The organism is Aquabacter sp. (genome assembly GCF_965279295.1).
GTDB lineage: Bacteria > Pseudomonadota > Alphaproteobacteria > Rhizobiales > Xanthobacteraceae > Aquabacter.
In genome coordinates this window covers 70,156-87,616 of the sequence record NZ_CBDIHQ010000014.1, presented here as the reverse complement: position 1 = coordinate 87,616, position 17,461 = coordinate 70,156, and the positions used below count along the sequence as shown (strand labels likewise).

At 62.6% G+C, this 17,461-nt stretch carries 24 protein-coding genes; 5 read left to right on the top strand and 19 right to left on the bottom strand.

Annotation, left to right across the window (positions count from 1 at the left end):
- Positions 1-202: 202 nt before the first annotated feature.
- The 17 genes from ADADO0_RS09480 to ADADO0_RS09400 all read right to left on the bottom strand — a co-directional run bounded on the left by ADADO0_RS09480 (position 203) and on the right by ADADO0_RS09400 (position 13,493).
- Positions 203-685 carry a terminase small subunit gene (locus tag ADADO0_RS09480; protein ID WP_511304886.1) on the bottom strand — a complete coding sequence of 161 codons (483 nt, stop codon included), beginning with the start codon at positions 683-685 and terminating at the stop codon, positions 203-205.
- Complete coding sequence (locus ADADO0_RS09475; protein WP_511304885.1) at positions 685-4,071, bottom strand: hypothetical protein; 3,387 nt, start codon at positions 4,069-4,071, stop codon at positions 685-687. Before ADADO0_RS09475 ends, ADADO0_RS09480 begins: the two co-directional genes overlap by 1 nt.
- The gene (locus tag ADADO0_RS09470; protein WP_511304884.1) at positions 4,071-5,342 is read right to left on the bottom strand and encodes a hypothetical protein; all 1,272 of its coding nucleotides are present in this window, start codon (positions 5,340-5,342) and stop codon (positions 4,071-4,073) included. The genes ADADO0_RS09475 and ADADO0_RS09470 overlap by 1 nt, the downstream gene beginning before the upstream one ends.
- A 317-nt stretch (positions 5,343-5,659) precedes the next feature.
- Complete coding sequence (locus ADADO0_RS09465; RefSeq protein ID WP_511304883.1) at positions 5,660-6,130, bottom strand: hypothetical protein; 471 nt, start codon at positions 6,128-6,130, stop codon at positions 5,660-5,662.
- 313 nt (positions 6,131-6,443) lie between these two features.
- On the bottom strand, positions 6,444-7,373 hold the full coding sequence (locus ADADO0_RS09460; protein WP_511304882.1) for a YdaU family protein: 930 nt from the start codon (positions 7,371-7,373) through the stop codon (positions 6,444-6,446).
- Positions 7,370-7,645 (bottom strand): DUF1376 domain-containing protein, encoded by a 276-nt coding sequence (locus ADADO0_RS09455; RefSeq protein ID WP_511304881.1) that lies wholly within the window; start codon positions 7,643-7,645, stop codon positions 7,370-7,372. Before ADADO0_RS09455 ends, ADADO0_RS09460 begins: the two co-directional genes overlap by 4 nt.
- Positions 7,642-9,048 (bottom strand): replicative DNA helicase, encoded by a 1,407-nt coding sequence (locus ADADO0_RS09450; protein ID WP_511304880.1) that lies wholly within the window; start codon positions 9,046-9,048, stop codon positions 7,642-7,644. Before ADADO0_RS09450 ends, ADADO0_RS09455 begins: the two co-directional genes overlap by 4 nt.
- The gene (locus ADADO0_RS09445) at positions 9,041-9,310 is read right to left on the bottom strand and encodes a hypothetical protein (RefSeq protein ID WP_511304879.1); all 270 of its coding nucleotides are present in this window, start codon (positions 9,308-9,310) and stop codon (positions 9,041-9,043) included. Before ADADO0_RS09445 ends, ADADO0_RS09450 begins: the two co-directional genes overlap by 8 nt.
- Positions 9,307-9,549: a hypothetical protein gene (locus tag ADADO0_RS09440; RefSeq protein WP_511304878.1), complete on the bottom strand. Its 243-nt coding sequence runs from the start codon at positions 9,547-9,549 to the stop codon at positions 9,307-9,309. Before ADADO0_RS09440 ends, ADADO0_RS09445 begins: the two co-directional genes overlap by 4 nt.
- Entirely contained in the window at positions 9,546-9,902 is a 357-nt protein-coding gene (locus ADADO0_RS09435; RefSeq protein WP_511304877.1) for a winged helix domain-containing protein, read from the bottom strand. Before ADADO0_RS09435 ends, ADADO0_RS09440 begins: the two co-directional genes overlap by 4 nt.
- Complete coding sequence (locus tag ADADO0_RS09430; protein WP_511304876.1) at positions 9,902-10,114, bottom strand: hypothetical protein; 213 nt, start codon at positions 10,112-10,114, stop codon at positions 9,902-9,904. The genes ADADO0_RS09435 and ADADO0_RS09430 overlap by 1 nt, the downstream gene beginning before the upstream one ends.
- A gap of 82 nt (positions 10,115-10,196) precedes the next feature.
- Entirely contained in the window at positions 10,197-10,397 is a 201-nt protein-coding gene (locus ADADO0_RS09425) for a helix-turn-helix domain-containing protein (protein WP_511304875.1), read from the bottom strand.
- 112 nt (positions 10,398-10,509) lie between these two features.
- Positions 10,510-11,268, bottom strand: coding sequence for a hypothetical protein (locus ADADO0_RS09420; protein ID WP_511304874.1), 759 nt, complete (start codon positions 11,266-11,268; stop codon positions 10,510-10,512).
- Between the two features lie 243 nt (positions 11,269-11,511).
- Positions 11,512-11,751: a hypothetical protein gene (locus ADADO0_RS09415; RefSeq protein ID WP_511304873.1), complete on the bottom strand. Its 240-nt coding sequence runs from the start codon at positions 11,749-11,751 to the stop codon at positions 11,512-11,514.
- Between the two features lie 271 nt (positions 11,752-12,022).
- Entirely contained in the window at positions 12,023-12,490 is a 468-nt protein-coding gene (locus tag ADADO0_RS09410) for a hypothetical protein (protein WP_511304872.1), read from the bottom strand.
- 479 nt (positions 12,491-12,969) lie between these two features.
- Positions 12,970-13,206, bottom strand: coding sequence for a hypothetical protein (locus tag ADADO0_RS09405; protein WP_511304871.1), 237 nt, complete (start codon positions 13,204-13,206; stop codon positions 12,970-12,972).
- Between the two features lie 11 nt (positions 13,207-13,217).
- Positions 13,218-13,493: a helix-turn-helix domain-containing protein gene (locus tag ADADO0_RS09400; RefSeq protein WP_511304870.1), complete on the bottom strand. Its 276-nt coding sequence runs from the start codon at positions 13,491-13,493 to the stop codon at positions 13,218-13,220.
- Positions 13,494-13,612: 119 nt separating this feature from the next.
- On the opposite strand from ADADO0_RS09400, the gene ADADO0_RS09395 reads away from it, so the two are divergent.
- The 5 genes from ADADO0_RS09395 (at position 13,613) to ADADO0_RS09375 (ending at position 15,737) form a co-directional block, all read left to right on the top strand.
- Positions 13,613-13,999 (top strand): hypothetical protein, encoded by a 387-nt coding sequence (locus ADADO0_RS09395; protein WP_511304869.1) that lies wholly within the window; start codon positions 13,613-13,615, stop codon positions 13,997-13,999.
- A gap of 39 nt (positions 14,000-14,038) precedes the next feature.
- Positions 14,039-14,308, top strand: a complete 270-nt coding sequence (locus ADADO0_RS09390; protein WP_511304868.1) for a hypothetical protein — start codon at positions 14,039-14,041, stop codon at positions 14,306-14,308.
- A 244-nt stretch (positions 14,309-14,552) separates the two neighbouring features.
- Entirely contained in the window at positions 14,553-15,107 is a 555-nt protein-coding gene (locus tag ADADO0_RS09385; RefSeq protein ID WP_511304867.1) for a hypothetical protein, read from the top strand.
- A complete protein-coding gene (locus tag ADADO0_RS09380) occupies positions 15,104-15,403 on the top strand; it encodes a hypothetical protein (RefSeq protein ID WP_511304866.1) in 300 nt (99 codons plus the stop codon). Before ADADO0_RS09385 ends, ADADO0_RS09380 begins: the two co-directional genes overlap by 4 nt.
- Positions 15,404-15,509: 106 nt before the next feature.
- Positions 15,510-15,737, top strand: a complete 228-nt coding sequence (locus tag ADADO0_RS09375; protein ID WP_511304865.1) for a hypothetical protein — start codon at positions 15,510-15,512, stop codon at positions 15,735-15,737.
- A 1,098-nt stretch (positions 15,738-16,835) separates the two neighbouring features.
- Here ADADO0_RS09375 and ADADO0_RS09370 read toward each other — a convergent pair.
- Positions 16,836-17,138 carry a hypothetical protein gene (locus ADADO0_RS09370; protein WP_511304864.1) on the bottom strand — a complete coding sequence of 101 codons (303 nt, stop codon included), beginning with the start codon at positions 17,136-17,138 and terminating at the stop codon, positions 16,836-16,838.
- Between the two features lie 3 nt (positions 17,139-17,141).
- Positions 17,142-17,357 carry a hypothetical protein gene (locus ADADO0_RS09365; RefSeq protein WP_511304863.1) on the bottom strand — a complete coding sequence of 72 codons (216 nt, stop codon included), beginning with the start codon at positions 17,355-17,357 and terminating at the stop codon, positions 17,142-17,144.
- Positions 17,358-17,461 lie beyond the last annotated feature (104 nt).

The following is a 17,461-nucleotide window of genomic DNA, read 5'->3' as shown; positions in this document are numbered from 1 at the left end:
TTCGTCATTTTTCGTCATACATGTCCGCGAACAACTCGCTCACCCTGGCGACCACCTTTGGATGCTTGGTAATGCGCGTCGAATTGCGAGGGTCTGAATAGCCCGCTTCCCGTATCGCACAGGTCGCGGTCCTGCCCTTCACCAGCTCTTGTGCGACGACCTCCCATCGCGGGTTTGAAAGAACGCCCATACTCGCCGCTCCTCAGTGCTCGGTGCAGTGTGTGGCGGCCCATTCTTCTTCCGACATGGGCTGGTCGCTGACGGTGAAGTTGGTGTTCACGTTCTCGCTGCGGTCAACGAACATACCCAGCTCTTTGCCGAGCAGCTCAAGGGCGCGGTTCGCAACAGAGCCGTCATAGCGGTATTCCCCGCTCGCATTCCCGTCGCCGTCGCGGACAGGGCGGGCCTGCATCGAGCGCTCTACGTTCTCCATCAGCTTGCCGAGCACCCACTCCCTATCGATGGCGAGCGCCTGCGTTGCTCTCTCGGTGGCTTCCTTGACCATCTCGGCGTCCAGGGCGTGCATTTCCGCGACACGCTGCAGAATGCTGCTGTCATGTTGCAGGCGGGATGCAGCACCCCGGTTCGGGCGATAGCCGGCATTGCGATATGCCTCGCTGGCGCTGCTGCCCTTGGACAACTCGCGAGCAAAGGCTTCATGCCGGGAATTGCGAAGCACACCCATCATCGCGCCTCCTGGTCATCAAAGCCCAGGGCGGCCGGCAGAGCCTTCCGGTAACGCTGCATGATGCGGATCTCGTCGCGGCGGGTGGGCTTCATGGGGAACTGCTCGAACAGGGTCCGCATCCGTTCGGGGTTCAAGATGGCGTCCTTGATGATGTCGTCCACGTTGGCGAGGCCGGCCTTGCGCATGGCGCTGACGGCGCTGGCCCCGAGGAAGGCCGCTGCTCCGCCTATCGGACCGGCGACGCCATAGCCGACCGCGCTCGCACCAGCAGTGGGGGCGGCGGAAGCGATGATGCCGACTAGGTGAGCCAAGGCAGATTTGGTCCCACCGGCGGCCTCGATGGTGTCTTGTGCGGTGTTCGACTGCCCTGGAAGCTTCGCTGCCGTCACCGAGCGGTTGGAGCGCTGAAGGTCGCCCGCGATGGCCCGCATGACGTTCAGCTCCCTGTCCTTGAAGCCGGCAGCGCGGAGCGCGGCGGTGTTCTCGCGGATGAAGGTCTGGAAGGCATCCGACTTTAAGACGCCTTGGCCCGACGTGGCCGCCTCGGTGTTCGACACGAAACGGTTGGTGACATAGTCGGTGATGGCCTTTTTCAGGCCTTCCCCGGCGTCCGGGTTGCCGTTGAATTGGCGGCGCAGCCACAGCATCTGCTTGGTTGCGTCCTGGCGGTGAAAGACCGCCCCGACCGCGCGCGAGACATCGGCGGGGTCTTCAATCTGAAGCAGCTTGGCGACAACTCCGGTCTGATAGGCATCCAAGGCGGCTTTCCGCTGGATCGCTACCCCCTCCATGGCCTGGGAGGCGCGGACGGGGTTTGCCACCAATCCCTCAATCTCGGGGAAGGCCCGGAGCGCATCAGCATGGGTGCGCTTCCAAATCTCTACCTTCTTCGGGTCCAGGGTGCCGTCCGGGCGCTCTGCGGTGCTGCGAAGGGTGGACAGCGCATAATCGCGCACTTCCTGCACCACCTCGGGGGATGCAGCCTTGCGAAGGGCCTGAACATCCTCATAGCCCGTCCGGCCGGGGTGGAAGAACTTGCTGGGGACGGTGCCGAAGGGTACGCGATAGGGGCCCTCCGAGCCTTCCTTGCGGAGCACCTGGCCGACTGGCCCATTGCCATAGGTCTGCGCGCGCTCCTTGGTGGCGGCGCTGGCGGCCTTCAGTCTATCGACGGCTTCGGCGTCGAAGTTGGGTTCAAGGCGAGAGCCTTGTATGCCTTCAGCTCCCGGAGCATCTGGAAATTTCCCTCCGCCCGGTACTTGCCTTCCAGATACTGGATAAGCTCCGCCCGCTCCGAAGGGGGCATCTCCGCCACCAATCGCTCCAGAGTTTTGCCCCAAACTCGCTTCTGCGGCGCGCCGTTCATTCCATCCTTGAATGTCTCGCCTCAGGAAGGCTGCAATGGTGTCCTCTTCGGACATCTCTCCCCGAGCAACCGCCTGCTCCTGTGCCTCAGCCTGCCGGGACACGGCGCCTTCAATGTCGCCTTCGATTTTGCCCCGAAGCTGAGACATGCGAGCATAAACCGGCGTCCGCCCGTTGTCCCGCAACTCTTGGCGCATTGCCGTGGAGACCCGCGAACGCAATGCCGTCATTTCGCTGAAGGGCGCAACGTCCGGCAATCTTGCCGCCGCGAGGAAGATGGCGCGCTCTTCGCCCTCCATGGGCTTTGCCGACTTTGGCTGGGAGCGGGCGATTTCCAAGGCGGACTTCTTCGTGTCGCTGGCGGGCAAAGCAAGCGTCCCATCGGGGTCTACCGCTTTCCAAAGCGCGCCTTCCTTCGCCCTAGCAGCAGTCTCCGCCTCCGAGAGCCCCTGACGGACGGTGGCGCCGTAGCCCTCCGGCGTACCCCGACCACCGATGGCCCCGGCAGAACTCCGGGCGTTGGTGGTCGCGGTGTCGAGTGCGGCTGCCGTGCTCGCGTCCAGGTCGGCAAGGCCCTGCCGGAGCGCGGCCACCACGTTCTCAGATGCCGCTCCCTTGGGTTCGATGCCCTCCAAGGCGGTCAGGCGCGCGGTGTTCTGGTCGGCGAAGCGTTGATTGAATTCGTCGGGGGCTTTCGTTTTCACCCCTCGCTCAACGGCAGATAGCCCCATGTCGCCGGTGAGTTGCGCCGACGTGGGATTAGAGCCTGGGACAATTTCCCGAGGGGCGGTTTCAATGGCCTCACGCACCGCCTCGGGGTTTGTCGCCCGGCGGTCGAGGGTCTGGGCGGCCGTGCGCTCTTGTCCCCGCACCGTCAGTGGAGCGAGATAATCTCCGGCAGCGCCGGCACCGGCTCTTACCGCAGCAGGAATGGCGGTGGCGCCCGCAGCCATGCCACCCGCCAGCAGGCCGCCCACCATCTCGCCGAGGGGGCGGTATTTCTCGGGGAGCCTCTCCGCTACCAACTCGCCACCAGCACCAGAGGCGCCGCCGACAACGGCATTGGCCGCAAGATCCCCGGCGGTTGTGGATCGGCCTAGCACCTTGCCCGCGATGTTCACCGCGCCTTCCGAGACGGCGCCGAGGCGCCCAAGGCCAGCAAGCGCCGCTTCGGGCGCAATCGCATAACCGACACCCGCGCCGGCTGCGCGCGCCACCTGCTGCCCCGGATTGGCGGGGGCAACCTTCTCAGGGTCGTTGATCCCTAGCATTTCCCCCCAGCGGGCAAGGGACTGGCTACCGAGGGGGCCGGGCTGGATCTCCTGCACCGGGGCGCCGCTCACGGCCCGCGCCTGCTGTCCGGCCTTGTTCAGCAGCCAGGTCGCGGCATCGACCGGCATGCCCGCAACCGAGTAGATGGCGCCATTCAAGCCGGCCGTGAAGTTGTTGAAGGCGCCGGTCTTCGGTGCGCCCGCTTCCTGCTTGGCGCGCTCCTGCTGCAATCGCTGAAGCCCAACCTCTGCCAAGTCGGCCCGGTCGAACACGTCACCGCTGCCCGCCGAGGGGAGGCTGGCAAAGGCCGCGTCCATGCCGCCCGGAGCGCGAATATCCTGCTGCGCGCCGTACTGGCGGCTCTGATCTTCATGAAGCCGCTGGGCGTAAGCCGTGGCGTTCTGCGGGTTGTCGAATGCGCCGAGGTGCTTCCCGGTCATGCGGAAGGTTGCGACGGCCTCCTTGTCAGACAGGTTGCGCCCGTTGTCGCTCACGGTCGGGATCAGGTATTCCCGGCCGTCGATGTTGACGCCGATCGAGCGCACGGTGCTGAAGGAGTCATCCGGGTTGTTGACCACCGGCCGGCGCCCGAGGTCGATATTGCCCGGCTCCAAGAGGCCAGCGGCACCCGTACCACCTGACTGCTGCGTGAACGGGTCATAATCGACTGGCTCAAACCGCGCCGCGCGCTGAGCTGCTGCGGGCTGGGCGAACGGATCGTGGTCGACGGGCTCGAAAGTGGGCATCAGTTCGTCACCTTCAGAAATTTGCCGGGGCGGTTCGGGTCCGGAACGTACCAATTGCCGTCCGGCGCCTGCCTCGGGGGAGCGGCGCCCTGGCTGCCCTGTTGCGGAGCCCGCCCAGCTGCGCCGGTTTCAAGAGAGGGATACGGCGCGCCAGTGGGTGGGGCGGCAAACTGGCTCGGGCTTTTCGAGCCGTTGGGACCTGCTACTGGCGGGACATAGGTGCCGGCGTTCGCCCCGGTTGAGTACGGGTCTTGCTTGGCCTGGGGCTGGCCCTTCGCCTTGGTCTTGGCCCGCTCCAACCCGGCTGTCACCACCCCGGCAAGTTCATCGAGCGCCTCGTTGAAGGCCTTTGGGGACTGGGCGCGGTTCAGGCGGCCGAGTGCGGCCGTTGCCTTCTCGCCTTCAATGTCGGTGATGGCGCCACCACCTCGCAGCATGTTGTAGGCCTGGAGGAAGGTCTGGCCCTTCAGCTGGTCAACCCGCTGGGCGAAATCGTATTCGGGAGTGCCGGGCACAGTGCCCATGAAGCTGGTGGCGCCCGTCCCCCAATACATGGCGGGGTCGGTCTTGATCGCGTTGATCGCCGACAGGGTGTTGCCTGCGGCCGCGATGGTATCAGGGAGGGAAGCCGCCGCCGTACCCTGCGCGGTACCCTCCGCCTTGGCTGCTGCAACGCCTGCCACGTTCTTCGGGATGACATTGACCGGCTGCCGCGTGATGGGATCGAGCACGATGGTGTGGGTGCCGGCATCAACCAGGATGGGCTTCCCCGACAGCACAACACCCGGCGGCATTTGCGACTGCTTCACGGTGCCATCGGTGCCAGGCTGCAGCATGACGGGGTTTCCGTCCGCATCCTGGCCGTAGACCGGCTGCACGCTGTATTTCGTCCCGCCCACTCCGCCGGCCCGGCCGGCAGCGAGGTCATAAGTTCTGTCGGAATTCGCCTGGGCGCGCGATGCTTCCTGCCGGCGCCACGCTGCATTTTCCTCGTTCTGGGCGAAGTCCGAAACCGCCCTGGCGCCCTGCACGTCCCCAAGACCGAGCAACGTGGAGAACGAAGCGGGATAGTCGGGCCTGCCTCCGGGAGCCATCGGCCCGCCCTGGCCCAAGAGAGCCAGACGACCCTCCTGGATCTTGCGTACCTGGCCGTATTGCTGACCTTCGGTGTAGGCATCAAACAGGCCGGAGACAGCTTTCTGCCAATCGGCGTTCGCCTGGGGCATCTGCCCAAGGCCCTGATTGGCATGGACGACGGGGAAAGAGGGCATCAGGAGTTCTCCCCGGACTGGTGCGAGGACGGGACGACCGCAAGCCGGAAGCCTTCGCGCTCCATCTTCTCGAAGACGGACCGGCGGAGATATTCTGACCGGCTCATGTGATTGCGGCGGGCCAGCGCGCGGACGGCTTCGGAAAATCCGGTCGGGGCGCTAAATCCCACGGGTTCAGGAAACAGCATCGAAATCTTCCCTTGCTGATTAGGGAGATTCTATCGAAGCCGTTGGGAAATCGCGAGTTTTCGCGAAACTGCACCAGACTGCATGCGACTGCATGAGACTGCACCAGACTGCATTTCACGGAAACGTGATCAGTGAATTGACCGGTGATCGGTTCGCCTGGGCATGGTTTCCGGCGCTGCGGCTAGCTGCTGGCGCCAGCGAGTGACGGTGCCGAGGAGGCCGAAGAGGGCCAGCATGTCATTCGGCATTCCCAGCCACTCGGAGACGTTCAGCCCCAGAAATCTCGTCGTCTCGGCTTTCTCGTTTTGCGGCTCTGCCTCGCAACGCATCAGCGACAGGCGGGCGACTTCATCGCGGGCCGAGATACATCCCGCCGGTGCATGGAGCATGTTCCACCGATCGATCATCAGCCACTCGATGTCGGCGGTTTGCTGAGCGCTCTGTACCCGCAAGGCCTCAAGCTCCGCGCGGCTGGCGGCGGCCTCCTCGCGCCACACGGTCGCCACCAGATCCGCGATTTGGTGATTGCGGTGGGCGGCTCGTCTCCGGCGCTCGCGTCGGCGCGCGGCCTTGCTGTTGCCCTTCAGTTCGTCAGTCATGATGCAGATCCTTCCGCGATGTAGACCAGCAAGCTCTGCCGTGGATATCGAACCGTCCGCCCCAGCACGACGAAAGGCGGGCCAACCTGCCGGCCAGCCTCCCGCGTCGTGCGACGCCACCGGGCAAGGGTGTCCTCGTGCACGCGCATGTGAGCCGCCGCCTCGGGAGCGGTCAGAAGCTCGCCGAATGCGACGGCATCTGAATTGGCCTGCGGAGTCGCTGGACGGGCGTTTTCGGAAATTGGCACCAAGCTCGACGGAAGCGACGCCTCGGCCGCTGGCGCCGCTGATTTTGAATCCTGAAGGCGTCCAATCATGCGGCGCCCCCGGTCTCGACGCGCTCCGCTGCCCATTGGGCGAGGATGGCGGGGGGCACGCGGCAATCCGGGTTGCCGGGTTCCGATCCCCAGTTGCCGGGCCAATGGCCGGTCGCCCAAGCGTTCTTGACGTTCTCCATGGGCGGAAGGTTGCTAGGCCAGCCAGTTGGGCGAGAGGTCTTCGCCGTGGCCTCAGGCGTCCCGGCATAGTCCCGCCACACGCTGGTGAGGAAGGTCGCGGCCTGCTTCACGAACCGGGTGCCGGTGTTGTTGGTCCTGTCCGTCTCGGCCTTGTAGGCGCGGGCCGCACCGATCAGAATTTGCGGGTCGGTGCCGGCTTTCACGATCCGGGCGAAACGCTCTCGGGCTTTCGTCCAATCTTGGGCGCCCTCCCGTTTCGGATAGGCCCCCTTGAAGGCGAAGAAATCCTCATGGCTCGGAAGTCCCCCATCGGGGGATATAGGGGGTAATCTAATATCTAATTTCTGGACCGCGCGCGTATGCTTGAGCGCCGCTTGTAGCGGGGCTTCATCTATCTCATTGATTTTGTTGATGTCGCCTTCATTTTCGGCGATTTTTCTCCGAGTTTCGGCCGACTTAGTTCCGCCTTTCGCGCCACTTTCGGCCAGTTTTTTTGCCGCTTCTTCTGCGATTTGTAGCTCTTCAACTGCGCGCTGGTTGGTCAAATATCCATCCGCTTTGCACAGCTTGCCGGCCTCCAAGAGCACTGCGCGGATCTTATTCCACTGGCGCGTGGAGCACCCACAGTGGCCCGCAATCCACCGAGCATCGTCGGGGATCGGGCCGCGCCGGTCATAGATCAGATCCAGCACGACCGAGTAGGCGCCCTTCACCTCAAGGGAGAGCCCAGCGGTGCCATGCAGGAAATCCGAAGGATAGCGCTTGTACCAGGGTCTCGTTCTCATGGCTGGCCCCCTCGGGAAGCACTGCTGGGAAGCCAGAAGCCCTCGGACGCAGTCCAGAATTCCAAGACGACGGGCTTCATTTTCGCCCAAGCTCTCGGGCTCACGCGCGCCCACTTGGCGAGCTTCGCGTCATTGTTGGGAAGGCGGCCGCCGGGCTTTTGCCAAGCCGCTATCAAGAGCAGCGCATACACGCCGGCTTGTTCAGCGGAGAGGTGAGCCGTATCCACCAGGAAGCTGGTGGTGCAGACGCGCATTGGGGGAAAGCGGCTCATTGGCGGTGCTCCCCGTAGCCGGGGCCATCGGGCCGGATGGCGCTCGCTGCTATGTCGCAGAACAGATCCTTCGTGAGGGTCGGCCCGTTCCGGTTTTTGGCCGTGATGACCTCCAACTGGTTCTTCACGCCCTGATATTCGGCCAAGGTCGCCGGGTTGCCCTCCTGGTATTCGGGGGACTGAGCGACGTAGTAGGCCTGCCGATAGACGAACATCACCACGTCCGCGTCGGCCTCGATATCGCCGCTCTCCCGCAAGTGGTGAAGCTGCGGGCGCTTGCCCTCCCGCTCACCTTCGCGGTTGAGCTGGCACATGAGGACGATGCACACACCCTCGCGCTTCGCCACTTCGCGCAAGCCGGCGGTTATCTCGGCAACCTCATAGGTCCGGTTGCCTTTGTAGCGGTCGGTGGCCCGAACCATCTTCAGATAATCCACGAAGGCCACGCGCAGCTCTGAGCCCCGCTTCGCCATCCGCTTCTTGGCAGCCGCGATCCGCACGCCGATTTCGCCCACCGAGAGGCGCGCGGCGTAGTCCAGTTCCAGGGGCAGGCGCGCCAGGTACTCCTTCGCCTCGATCAAGCGCCGCATCTGGTCATCCGAGATGTGGGCGGCCTTGATCGATGAATAGTGGATCGCGTTCTGACGATTGAAGGTGATGTCCGCCAGCAGCCGGGCGCCCAGATCCTCCCGTCCCATTTCTAGGCTGAAAAACTGCACCCCATGCCCTGCTGCCGCACACTGCCATGCCGAGCTGGTGGCGAGCGTCGTCTTCCCCATGCCGGGCCGCCCCGCGACGATGATAAGCTGACCGGCGAGGTAACCGGCCATTACATCGTCCAGGGTGGTCCAACCCGTCGTGGCGCCCAGCGGGGCGCCCTGACCGGACAGCCGGTCGTTCAGGCGTTGCAACAGCGCCTCGCCGGTATCGCCGGCAACCTCCCGCGTACCGCCGATATCGACCAGCGAGGCGCGTACCTCGTCCAACTCGCTTTGCAGGGTTGCCAGACGGTCCGCCGGCATTCCGTTGGCCGTCTTGCTGCGTTCCACCGCTTCGTGCGCCGCCCGCAGCGCCCAGCTATCGCGAAGGTCTTGGGCATAGCCCTTCAACATCATCGCGGGGGCCGCCTCCCGCATGAGGCCGGCGACGAAGTGGCCGAATGTCGTCTCACCCACGAAGGGCGCGTTCCAGGCGGTGTGCAGATCCCCCGCGAGGGTTCGAGCATCGCAGGGCAGGCCCTTGCCGAACCTATCCAGCATGGCGGTGTAAATCGCCTGGTGGGCTTGGTCGGACAAATGAACCGGCAGAAGCGTGCCGCTGACGTGGGGCAGCAACTCAGGCCCGAGGAGCAGCGCCCCGAGAAGGGCGCCCTCCATGGTCGATGTAATGGCGGCATCATCCATCGGCGTTGCCTCCATCGCCTACGGAGAGGAGAGCCTGCCGGATGATTTCGCCGTCAATGGTGCGCTCAACCTGCCGCCACCACTCCTCATCTTCTTGAAGGCCCAGGGTAGCCAGTGCTTCACAGAGCACCCCGTTGGGCGTGCCCGGGAAGGCGACCTCGGCCGCCCTGAACTTGTCGCGCCCCTGATCCTGAGCGGCCTTCATCACGTCGATGATCTGGGCCATGACCTGTTCGCGGATGGTGCTGGTGGTGCTGGTCATGACAGCGTCTCCCCGATCAGATCCACCGCGCGGACGCCATCTTGGCGCCAAAGGGCGAGAGCTTCGCGAGCTTCCCCGTAGGACGGGCCATCCCACACGCCGAGATGGCCGCCTTCCTCGTCGACATAATCGAGGAAGTACCAGTGCTGGCCGACCTTGGACGGGTCGGCGTCGCTGATGATGATGCCGCCGTCGAGTTCGACATGCGGCGCCTTGCGGAAGCGGAGGACGTTGCTCACGCGCTCCTCCCGTATTCGAGGGGCGCGCCCGCCGGGAGCGGGGCCGGCGGCGCAGCGGTGGCCCCGGATCGTTCCAGCACCACGACCATAGAGCGAAGGATGTACCTCGCGTGAGTGCCGGCGAAGGAGCCGGAATGCGGCTCGTCAACAGTCTCGATGACGACGCCTTCAGCGCGCAGGAGCCATACGTAATGGCTCCACCTCGGTGCAGGGTTGGAAACCGGGGTCAGCCCCAGGTCTCCCGCCTTGTTGAGCTGATCCAGCGCCCAGGCTGCGCGCCCGGCCACCATGATCACCGTGCCGCCTTCGCCCCCGACCTGGGCGCGGATGAGAAGAGACTGAGCGCCACGCATCAGTGCGTCTCCTTGATAAGCCCGAGGCCGGCCGCTTCGGCGTGGGCAAGGGCGACATGAAAGGGCACACGGCAGCGCGCCGCGAGGCGGCGGGCGGCGACGTGCAGCGGGTTGAAGGAAGCGGCTGGCGCAGGGCGCCAATCGAACAGAGGGAGGCCACTTGCCTCCCTGACGTTCTTGCCCGGATTGAGGGCGTGGGTTATATGAGACATGAAATTTCTCGCAGGGGTGTGAGAGGTTTCAGGCACACGAAATCAGCACCCGGCGCCGCCACAGCGTCGGGTGTTTGTGTTTCTAGGCGGCGGCAGAGGTCGCCTGATTGAGAGTGGGAAGCGCCGCCAGAAACGCGCGCTCGTCGTCAGAGGTGATGATTGTACGGCGCCCGACCTTGCAGGCGCGCAACGTACCCGACTTGATCAGGCGATAAGTCGTCACCTCGCTCCAGCCATGGCGCTTGCTGAAGTCGGCGACGCTGGAAGAACGAAAATCGCTCATCTGCTCCTCACATACTTTGCGACACTTCGGGGTATCCCTGGTGTCAGTGAGAAGAAGATAAGATGCTCAGTCGAATAATATTATAGGGTATTAAAAATAGCTGAGGACAGGTTCACTTGTTGTGGGTGCTATTTTTAATATGGGGGGTTTTTATTCGCTTAAGCTTTTGTCTTTCAGTTTTGAGCGTGTCGCTTGAAAGTGAATGCGCTGCCAATTGCACGGCGCTGCTCATCAGGCTATCGCCCGTCATGCCAAGATCGAGCAATTCCTGGCGGGAATTAAACATCGACTGGGCGCGGTCATCAGTAACTTCGTCATCCCGGAAGCCCACATACCAATTGGAAATCGCTGCTGCGAATTCTCCCTTGGATGAAGGGGAGAGGGCGGCTGCCAGGAAGTTGAAATTCTCCGCGATGCGCCTACAGGCTTCCGCACGCGTTGAGCCGGCGGTGATCAAGACATCAACTGTCATCGCCACATATGCCCGTGCCACCCATATGTCGCCTGCATCAGGCGGCCGCCCCGTCTTCTTATTAGGCTTAAGAAAGTGCCGGACAACTCCGTCGTCCAGCTCTCCCAGCGCGAGCGCGAGTTCTACGAATTCAGAAACATTTCCCGGCCTGAAGCCAACTTCTCTCATGTATTTTGCAATTTCAGCCAGGGCCATTGAGTAACGGGCCCTATCTCGCTTCGCGAGTTCTCCCAGGCGCAAAACGTTGAAAACTTCATTCAGCCGGTTGTCGCAAGCATCTACGCTGGCTTTATATCGAAAATACTCTAGCACCTTATCCAGGGCGTCTTGCGGCACCGCGAATTGAATATGCGCAGAAACCTTGGCCGAATATGACCAATCATCATTACTATCTGTCATGGCCCGCACCGAACCTACACCTAAGGAAGCGCAAGGAAATCGGGGGTGCGTCCCGACTTGTCGGCTGGCCGGCCTATCCTTGCGCAGCTTGTTAGGCGGCGGCAGCTATTGCCTGCGCCGCCGCTTCAATGTCGCTTGCGTAAAGCCCTGGATGCGCGGCAACCTTGAAAAGCCGCAGCAGCTCGGGGGAGGTCTTGGCCGACCTTGGCGACGGCCGGCGCGTGTGTTGCGATTAGCGCGAAATCAGCCCGCCCCATGGGTGGCCTCCTCACGCTCTCCGGTGAGGTACGCTTCCACTTCCTCGATATCCGCCTGAAAGGAAAACGAGCCCGAACCGAGGACGGCGCCGTTCGTGATGGCATCCACCAGCATGTAGCCGCCGAAGTCCACGGCACGGGGGTCGCGGCGGCGAGACTTCAGCAGCCGCAGTCCTTGCCTGTCGGCTACCCGGCGAAGGCGGTTTTCCCTCACGTCTCCAGACATCCGCGCACCTCGTCTATGGAATAAGCGATGCCGAGATTCTACTGGAAGATGTACCGGGAACAATGGGGGAACACTGCTTCTCCCCGATATTCGTACCCCGGCGCACTCTCCCCGCTCTGAGAGGCACGATGCTGTCTCGGTTGCGCGCCAACACGGCGCGCAAGACGGTCCGAAGGCGACGCCCCGGAGCTGAGGCGCATTGGAAGGGTAGACCGTCATGGTACCCCCTTCGAATGGCGTGTATCACAAAAAATATGAGGAATCGGCGCCGCTATCGTTTTAGGGCGCTTACAAAGAGACTGACTATCGCGATGGCTAAGGCAAGCCAGCTAAGCCAGGGCTTGGCGATGTTATCTCTTTCGATCGCAATTTCGCGCCTGAGTGAAAGCCGGGCCTCCGGCGTCAATACCCAAATTCCAAGCGCAGTTTGCGTCCAGCTACTGTCGTCTTCATCGGTCTGAATATTCCTCGGATATGGAATATTATATTTTATGCATTTTCTGATTATTTGGATCGAGCGAATGTCCTCAACTTCAGACTCAAGATCAACTATATTCGTTCTATATTCATGCATCTTCCATTCGTATTCCTCAGAATTTTTGTCGATGGATTTCAGCGCGGTAGTATATTCATAATCAAGTTCGTCTATATGCTCTGTTAGAACAGCGAGGCGCACCTGCTCATCGCGCCATTTCCATAAATCGTGCCACCAACCTCTTTGCGCCATGGTGTCGTTCATCCGCTCAACCAGTTTCACATTCGGAGGAGTGATGAGATGCGTCAAGGCCAAGGCGCGCGCTCGCATCCGCTCTTGCCGGAGATGTGCGAAACAGCGCAATAATGGGGCTCTGAGCGCAGCGAGAAAGATGCGCTGGAGTGGGGCGCTCGTGGTCAGCAAATGACAAATTGTCGTTTGCTGGCTGGCTGCAAGCTAAGCCGGCCTAGCGAGGTACATTTGCACGAACAATGAGGCAGCCATAATCGCCACGGTGACAGCTACGCAGATTGCAGAGACCTTAGTCCACCACGCAGTGTCTTTGGCCGATTGAGTTGCCTCTATCTGGGCTCTTGCCGCCTCGATCTGGGCGTCTGCAACCGCCGTGTCTCTTACAAACTGCCGGCGTCGGATTTCTATGTCGCGCCAATAAGACGCCTCAGATCCAGGCAGCTCCCCCGGCATCTTGAATAGCTCGTCGTCGGAAAAGCTCCTGAAGTTGCTCATTGCTCCGCCCACCTTGGGGCCTGGGTGTGCCACGCATCCGCGAAGGTTGGCCCCTCGCCGCTAAGGGTCATCTCAGGCGCGGGGTTATCCAAATCGATCACTTCGACAACCCACTTGCCGCTCCTGCACGAGACGGACAGCCGGAAATTCTGCGCATCATTCCGGCGAAGCATGTCGATTAGGTCTGCCTCTGCGCCGTCACGGCCATCCTTGGTTTTGCCGGGGGTATTCATGGCTCTCTCCCTCAGTCGTCGTTTGACGCGTTCAGCTTGCCGGGCGGTGTGCCTTCATCCCGGACCTTCTTGAGCCGCACCCCCGGCCCCTCTCCGTTCTCGGCAACGAAGATGACACCGGCGGCCTCCAGAGCCGAGCGAACGACCGTCAGCGTGGCATTTCTCGGCTCAGACATGCCGCCTTCAAATTGCCGAACAGTGACCACCCCAACGCGCGCAGCGTCGGCGAGCTGCTGCTGGGACCAATCTAGAAGTGCGCGCGCGGCGCGGCATTGAGCTGGCGTCATCATCCTCGCTGGATACCACGGACAATCGCCAATCGCCAGATGCGTCGAAAATCGCTTGATCTATCCTTAAGCATCTATTAGCGTCCGATCAGTCGATTATCGATGCTTTGGATAAAGCAATGCCTGACCGGACCGCCCCGAACAAATCCCAGATCATGCGCCGCGCATGGTCCCTCTTCCGCCAGTCCCTGGCGCGCTTCTCGCGCTCGGCTTTCGGTGCCTGCCTGCGTCGGGCATGGCATGAGGCCAAGAACGCCCCGGTGACGCCGCTCGCCACGCTCCGCGCCGTCATGGGCTGCGAGGAAGGCCTTGGCCGGGACGCGGTGATTGAACGCCTCACCCTGGCCCGGAACTGCGCCCGCTCTCAGGCTGCGCGCTACCGCAATGCCGGGCGCCCTGTGAGCTGGAGCGCCGCCAAGCACCGGTCGGCGGACGTCTGCCGCCTGGGCTCCATCGAATTCATTCTGGCCCGCGAAATCGCCGCCCGCGACGGCGTGCCGGCCTGACCACCCACCTTTCCAACCCACCAAACGGGAGACCTAATCATGGAAGTCATCAACGGGGGCCGCGTTAGCATCCCCTCCTTTACTTCCCCGGCGACGCACGTGCTGCTCGGGGCTGTTATCCTCGGCCTGAGCAATACCAAGAAGGGACGCCGCGCCCTGGAAGAGGCCCTGCGAGTTCTCGAAGGAGAAATCCACAGGCACACCGCGACGCGCCTGCATGGGCATCGGGTCGCCCCGGCCACGATGGAGGGAATGAAGCAAGCAGCGGGCGCGCTCCACGGGCTTCTCGGCATCGCTGCCACGACGTGAGGCGCCGAGCTGAAGCGATTCCGTCTGGCTTCCAGAGCCCCTTCCCTGCTTGCGGATCGCTGCCTTTTACCCCGTGAACTGAGCACCCCTCCGGGCGCCAGTTTCGCACCCTCACCCTAAAATTCGGAGTACCCTCATGACGACGCCTTGTGCGGCGAACCCTGCCGCTTTGCCTGCATCACGCCGCTCATTCCTTGCCGGGGCGTTGGCCTTCACCTTGGCAGCGGCGCCAGCGAGCGCGGCCGTGGTGATGAGCGAAATTGACCGACTGTGGCCCGCCGCCGAACGGCTGGCGAAGGCGTTCTCGGATGCAGACCGCGAGTTCAGCGCCGCCGATAATGAGTTCGAGCGCCGGAAACCCGCTCGCCCCGACCTAACTGATTTGCACCCACTCATCTACGCGGGCAACGACGGGTGGTCGAGTTGCCTGACCCCCGCAGGATACACCGTGTATTACGGCACCGCTGAACGGTGGCGCCGCGCGGTGCAAGAGGTCAAATCTCCTTGGGAGCGGAAAGAGGCCGCGAAACGCCTGGCTGCTGCCGAGAAGTACGAAGCGGAAGTCGCCGCACTTGAAGCCGAGCTTCGGCTTGACGACCTTGAGCAGGCGCATGGCGAGGCGTGGGACGCTTCCAGTGAAATCGATAGCGCCATTCTCGCGCTTCCAGCCGCGAACCTTTCTGACGTTCTGAAAAAGATCACCATCGCCCACCGCCGCGACCTTCTCATGCAGAGCGGCCAGCGGGCGACCCTTGGCGTGTTCGCCGACATCGAGCGCCTCGCACGAGGTGGGCGATGACCACCGGAAATAGCCCCACTCGCCGGAGCTTCCTCGGCCATGTTGCCGGCGCCTACGTCGCGACCGTCATGCCGCTGACCGCTGCTACGGCGTCAGATCCCATCCTGGATATCGTCCGCGCCTATCGCGCTGAGGAAGCCCGCCTGATCGACCTGACCGGCGCCCCAGGCGAAGACGAGACAATGCCCGTTTGGGATGTGCTGGAACACGGGGAGCGCTTGGCGCCCGCCCGCACACCATCACCGTGTCGCCCGCCTCGCGACGGTCGCTCCGATCGACACTTCCAAAAGACCTGATCCGGTCTTCGCCGCCATCGAAGAATGGCGACGGGCGAACGCAGCCTTCATAGCAATGGATGAGGTGCCAGACGATGAGAGCGCCCGTCTATGCCGCGAGGAGTCGATGGCAACGCTTGCGGTCCTGCGCGCCACGCCAACCAGCCTCGCCGGCCTTCTCGCCTTCTGCCAGTTCGGGAAGGATCTGTCCGACTGCCAGCATTCGCTCCAGCTAGGCGGACTTGAAGGCCATAACCCAGGAGCTTCGTCGGGCCTCGACCTGCCGGACGCAGAGGTGATGTTCTTTGCCGCTCTAGTCGCCGCGGCGCAGCGTCTCCTACCAGCCGGCGAATGAGGGGGGATGCCGTAAGTTACAGGATGGAGCGCACTCGGCGGGCATACTGTCGGGCCAAGTGGGGCGCACCGTTTTGGCGGGTCGTGGCGGCTGACACGCGGTTCATTCCGAGTTCCCGCCTAACGCCCAGCTAGGGCGTCTTCACTCTGGCCCGTGTCCTCAAGCCTGAATTCGGAAAATCCGTGGGTGTCTTTCCACGCGACGAGAAGATGGCCACATCTAAGGCAGTCTTGTGCCTTGCGTGCCCGCAGCGACGTGGGGGCCGGCACAGCTCGGTGCACCGCTTTACATATCCTGCACGTAAATCGGACGTTCTTTGGCATAATGAGAGCTCGGAGGGTGTTTGAAAATGCTAGCACGGCTACTCCGGCCGGCGAATTCGCGGTGCCAACCTCTCCGGCACTCAAACATGACGCTTTTGCTCTCCCCTTTCCGTGTCTCCGCTTGCAGCCGACCAGCTATAAATAGGTTCTATTGCAAGGAGCAGTCCCATGACCTTTGCTCTGGGCGAAAGCCTAAAAAGCACATGGGTGTCCATTTTCCGCCGGAGAGGTGGCGATGGAAGCTACACCCGCCTCTTCGAGAATTTGGACGCACCACGGCGAGACGCGTTGCTATCTGCGATTGAGCTTCAAGCATCGGAACTGCCTGTCGTTGGCAGCGTCCAAGATACGAGAAATTGGCTCGCTCTCACGACAGATCGTCTCATCTGGTGCATTAACGGAGAGCGTCAACAAATATCGGCGGATGAAATCCGGGAGGCGACATCTGATCTAAGTCGGCTTCAACATAGTTGCGGCAAGTTAGAGATGAGGCAACTTACTGTAAGAACGATAAGTGGCAGAGAATATTTTATAGAGCTAGAGCCTGGGGCGCCTCTGAGTGGGGTCTGGAGCATTTTGAATCACCTCGGGGCACGAAATCGCAACACGTCTATAAGAGGCGGTTAACTGCATATAGCACAGATAATCCACTCGAATTCTGGCCTGCGGCATACCTTAACAGCCGCTCCGGCTATGGCCGCCAACCCTGCCCGGTTAGGTAAGGTGGGCGGTGTTTCCCGCAGCCGGAGTGGCAAGTTCGTTTGCAAGGTGCCGTTCACCCTCCGCCGTCGTCCCGAACGAATAACCGCTCCTGGACCGCACTCGAAGCGCCATCCGGCACCGCCTCATAGTGCAGGTCGGCGTAATAGACCCCGCACCAAGATTGCAGTTTGCGGACCTTACGCGGCCGGCCGCGCCCGCACTCCAGCAGGTCAATAAGCAGATGCAGGTCGATGTCAGCTCCAGCGCGGACCGCCAGGCGCGCGACGCGATAGCCCTTGATTTTATGGGGGCAGAATCGGCAGGCGACGCGCACGACCGCATATGGATAATCGACAAGCTTTTTGATCTCGCGCACCGCTCACCCCTGCGCGTCCTTGAGCTTTGCGTGCGGCATTCGCCGGCGATAGCCCCGCGAGGCAACCCGCGACATTTCGTGCTCAAGGTAGGCTTGCCCCACCAGTAGCGCCCGGATCGTGGCGCGCGGATCGCCATCACAGGCGGCTAGGGCCTCATCAATCTCAGCCTCGCTGACGTCAAAGGGGGATTGTTCGGCGGGCAACGGCTCGCTCGGCATGGCACTCTCCATTGGCTCGGTCGGCCATATGAATCCATGAGAACGAAAAGAGAACAAGCCGCTACATCTGGTATGGTCAACGGCGCTTCGGCGGGTGAGAGTGG

Excerpts from the sequence above, each read along its gene's own strand:
- ADADO0_RS09475 (WP_511304885.1), bottom strand. The coding sequence starts at position 4,071 with ATGCCCACTTTCGAGCCCGTCGACCACGATCCGTTCGCCCAGCCCGCA.
- ADADO0_RS09450 (WP_511304880.1), bottom strand. The coding sequence starts at position 9,048 with ATGGATGATGCCGCCATTACATCGACCATGGAGGGCGCCCTTCTCGGG.
- ADADO0_RS09455 (WP_511304881.1), bottom strand. The coding sequence starts at position 7,645 with ATGAGCCGCTTTCCCCCAATGCGCGTCTGCACCACCAGCTTCCTGGTG.
- ADADO0_RS09435 (WP_511304877.1), bottom strand. The coding sequence starts at position 9,902 with ATGCGTGGCGCTCAGTCTCTTCTCATCCGCGCCCAGGTCGGGGGCGAA.
- ADADO0_RS09390 (WP_511304868.1), top strand. The coding sequence starts at position 14,039 with ATGGAAGTCATCAACGGGGGCCGCGTTAGCATCCCCTCCTTTACTTCC.
- ADADO0_RS09400 (WP_511304870.1), bottom strand. The coding sequence starts at position 13,493 with ATGACGCCAGCTCAATGCCGCGCCGCGCGCGCACTTCTAGATTGGTCC.
- ADADO0_RS09480 (WP_511304886.1), bottom strand. The coding sequence starts at position 685 with ATGGGTGTGCTTCGCAATTCCCGGCATGAAGCCTTTGCTCGCGAGTTG.
- ADADO0_RS09445 (WP_511304879.1), bottom strand. The coding sequence starts at position 9,310 with ATGACCAGCACCACCAGCACCATCCGCGAACAGGTCATGGCCCAGATC.
- ADADO0_RS09405 (WP_511304871.1), bottom strand. The coding sequence starts at position 13,206 with ATGAATACCCCCGGCAAAACCAAGGATGGCCGTGACGGCGCAGAGGCA.
- ADADO0_RS09365 (WP_511304863.1), bottom strand. The coding sequence starts at position 17,357 with ATGCCGAGCGAGCCGTTGCCCGCCGAACAATCCCCCTTTGACGTCAGC.
- ADADO0_RS09415 (WP_511304873.1), bottom strand. The coding sequence starts at position 11,751 with ATGTCTGGAGACGTGAGGGAAAACCGCCTTCGCCGGGTAGCCGACAGG.
- ADADO0_RS09425 (WP_511304875.1), bottom strand. The coding sequence starts at position 10,397 with ATGAGCGATTTTCGTTCTTCCAGCGTCGCCGACTTCAGCAAGCGCCAT.
- ADADO0_RS09395 (WP_511304869.1), top strand. The coding sequence starts at position 13,613 with ATGCCTGACCGGACCGCCCCGAACAAATCCCAGATCATGCGCCGCGCA.
- ADADO0_RS09420 (WP_511304874.1), bottom strand. The coding sequence starts at position 11,268 with ATGACAGATAGTAATGATGATTGGTCATATTCGGCCAAGGTTTCTGCG.
- ADADO0_RS09460 (WP_511304882.1), bottom strand. The coding sequence starts at position 7,373 with ATGAGAACGAGACCCTGGTACAAGCGCTATCCTTCGGATTTCCTGCAT.
- ADADO0_RS09410 (WP_511304872.1), bottom strand. The coding sequence starts at position 12,490 with ATGAACGACACCATGGCGCAAAGAGGTTGGTGGCACGATTTATGGAAA.
- ADADO0_RS09465 (WP_511304883.1), bottom strand. The coding sequence starts at position 6,130 with ATGACTGACGAACTGAAGGGCAACAGCAAGGCCGCGCGCCGACGCGAG.
- ADADO0_RS09375 (WP_511304865.1), top strand. The coding sequence starts at position 15,510 with ATGGCAACGCTTGCGGTCCTGCGCGCCACGCCAACCAGCCTCGCCGGC.
- ADADO0_RS09430 (WP_511304876.1), bottom strand. The coding sequence starts at position 10,114 with ATGTCTCATATAACCCACGCCCTCAATCCGGGCAAGAACGTCAGGGAG.
- ADADO0_RS09380 (WP_511304866.1), top strand. The coding sequence starts at position 15,104 with ATGACCACCGGAAATAGCCCCACTCGCCGGAGCTTCCTCGGCCATGTT.
- ADADO0_RS09470 (WP_511304884.1), bottom strand. The coding sequence starts at position 5,342 with ATGCCCTCTTTCCCCGTCGTCCATGCCAATCAGGGCCTTGGGCAGATG.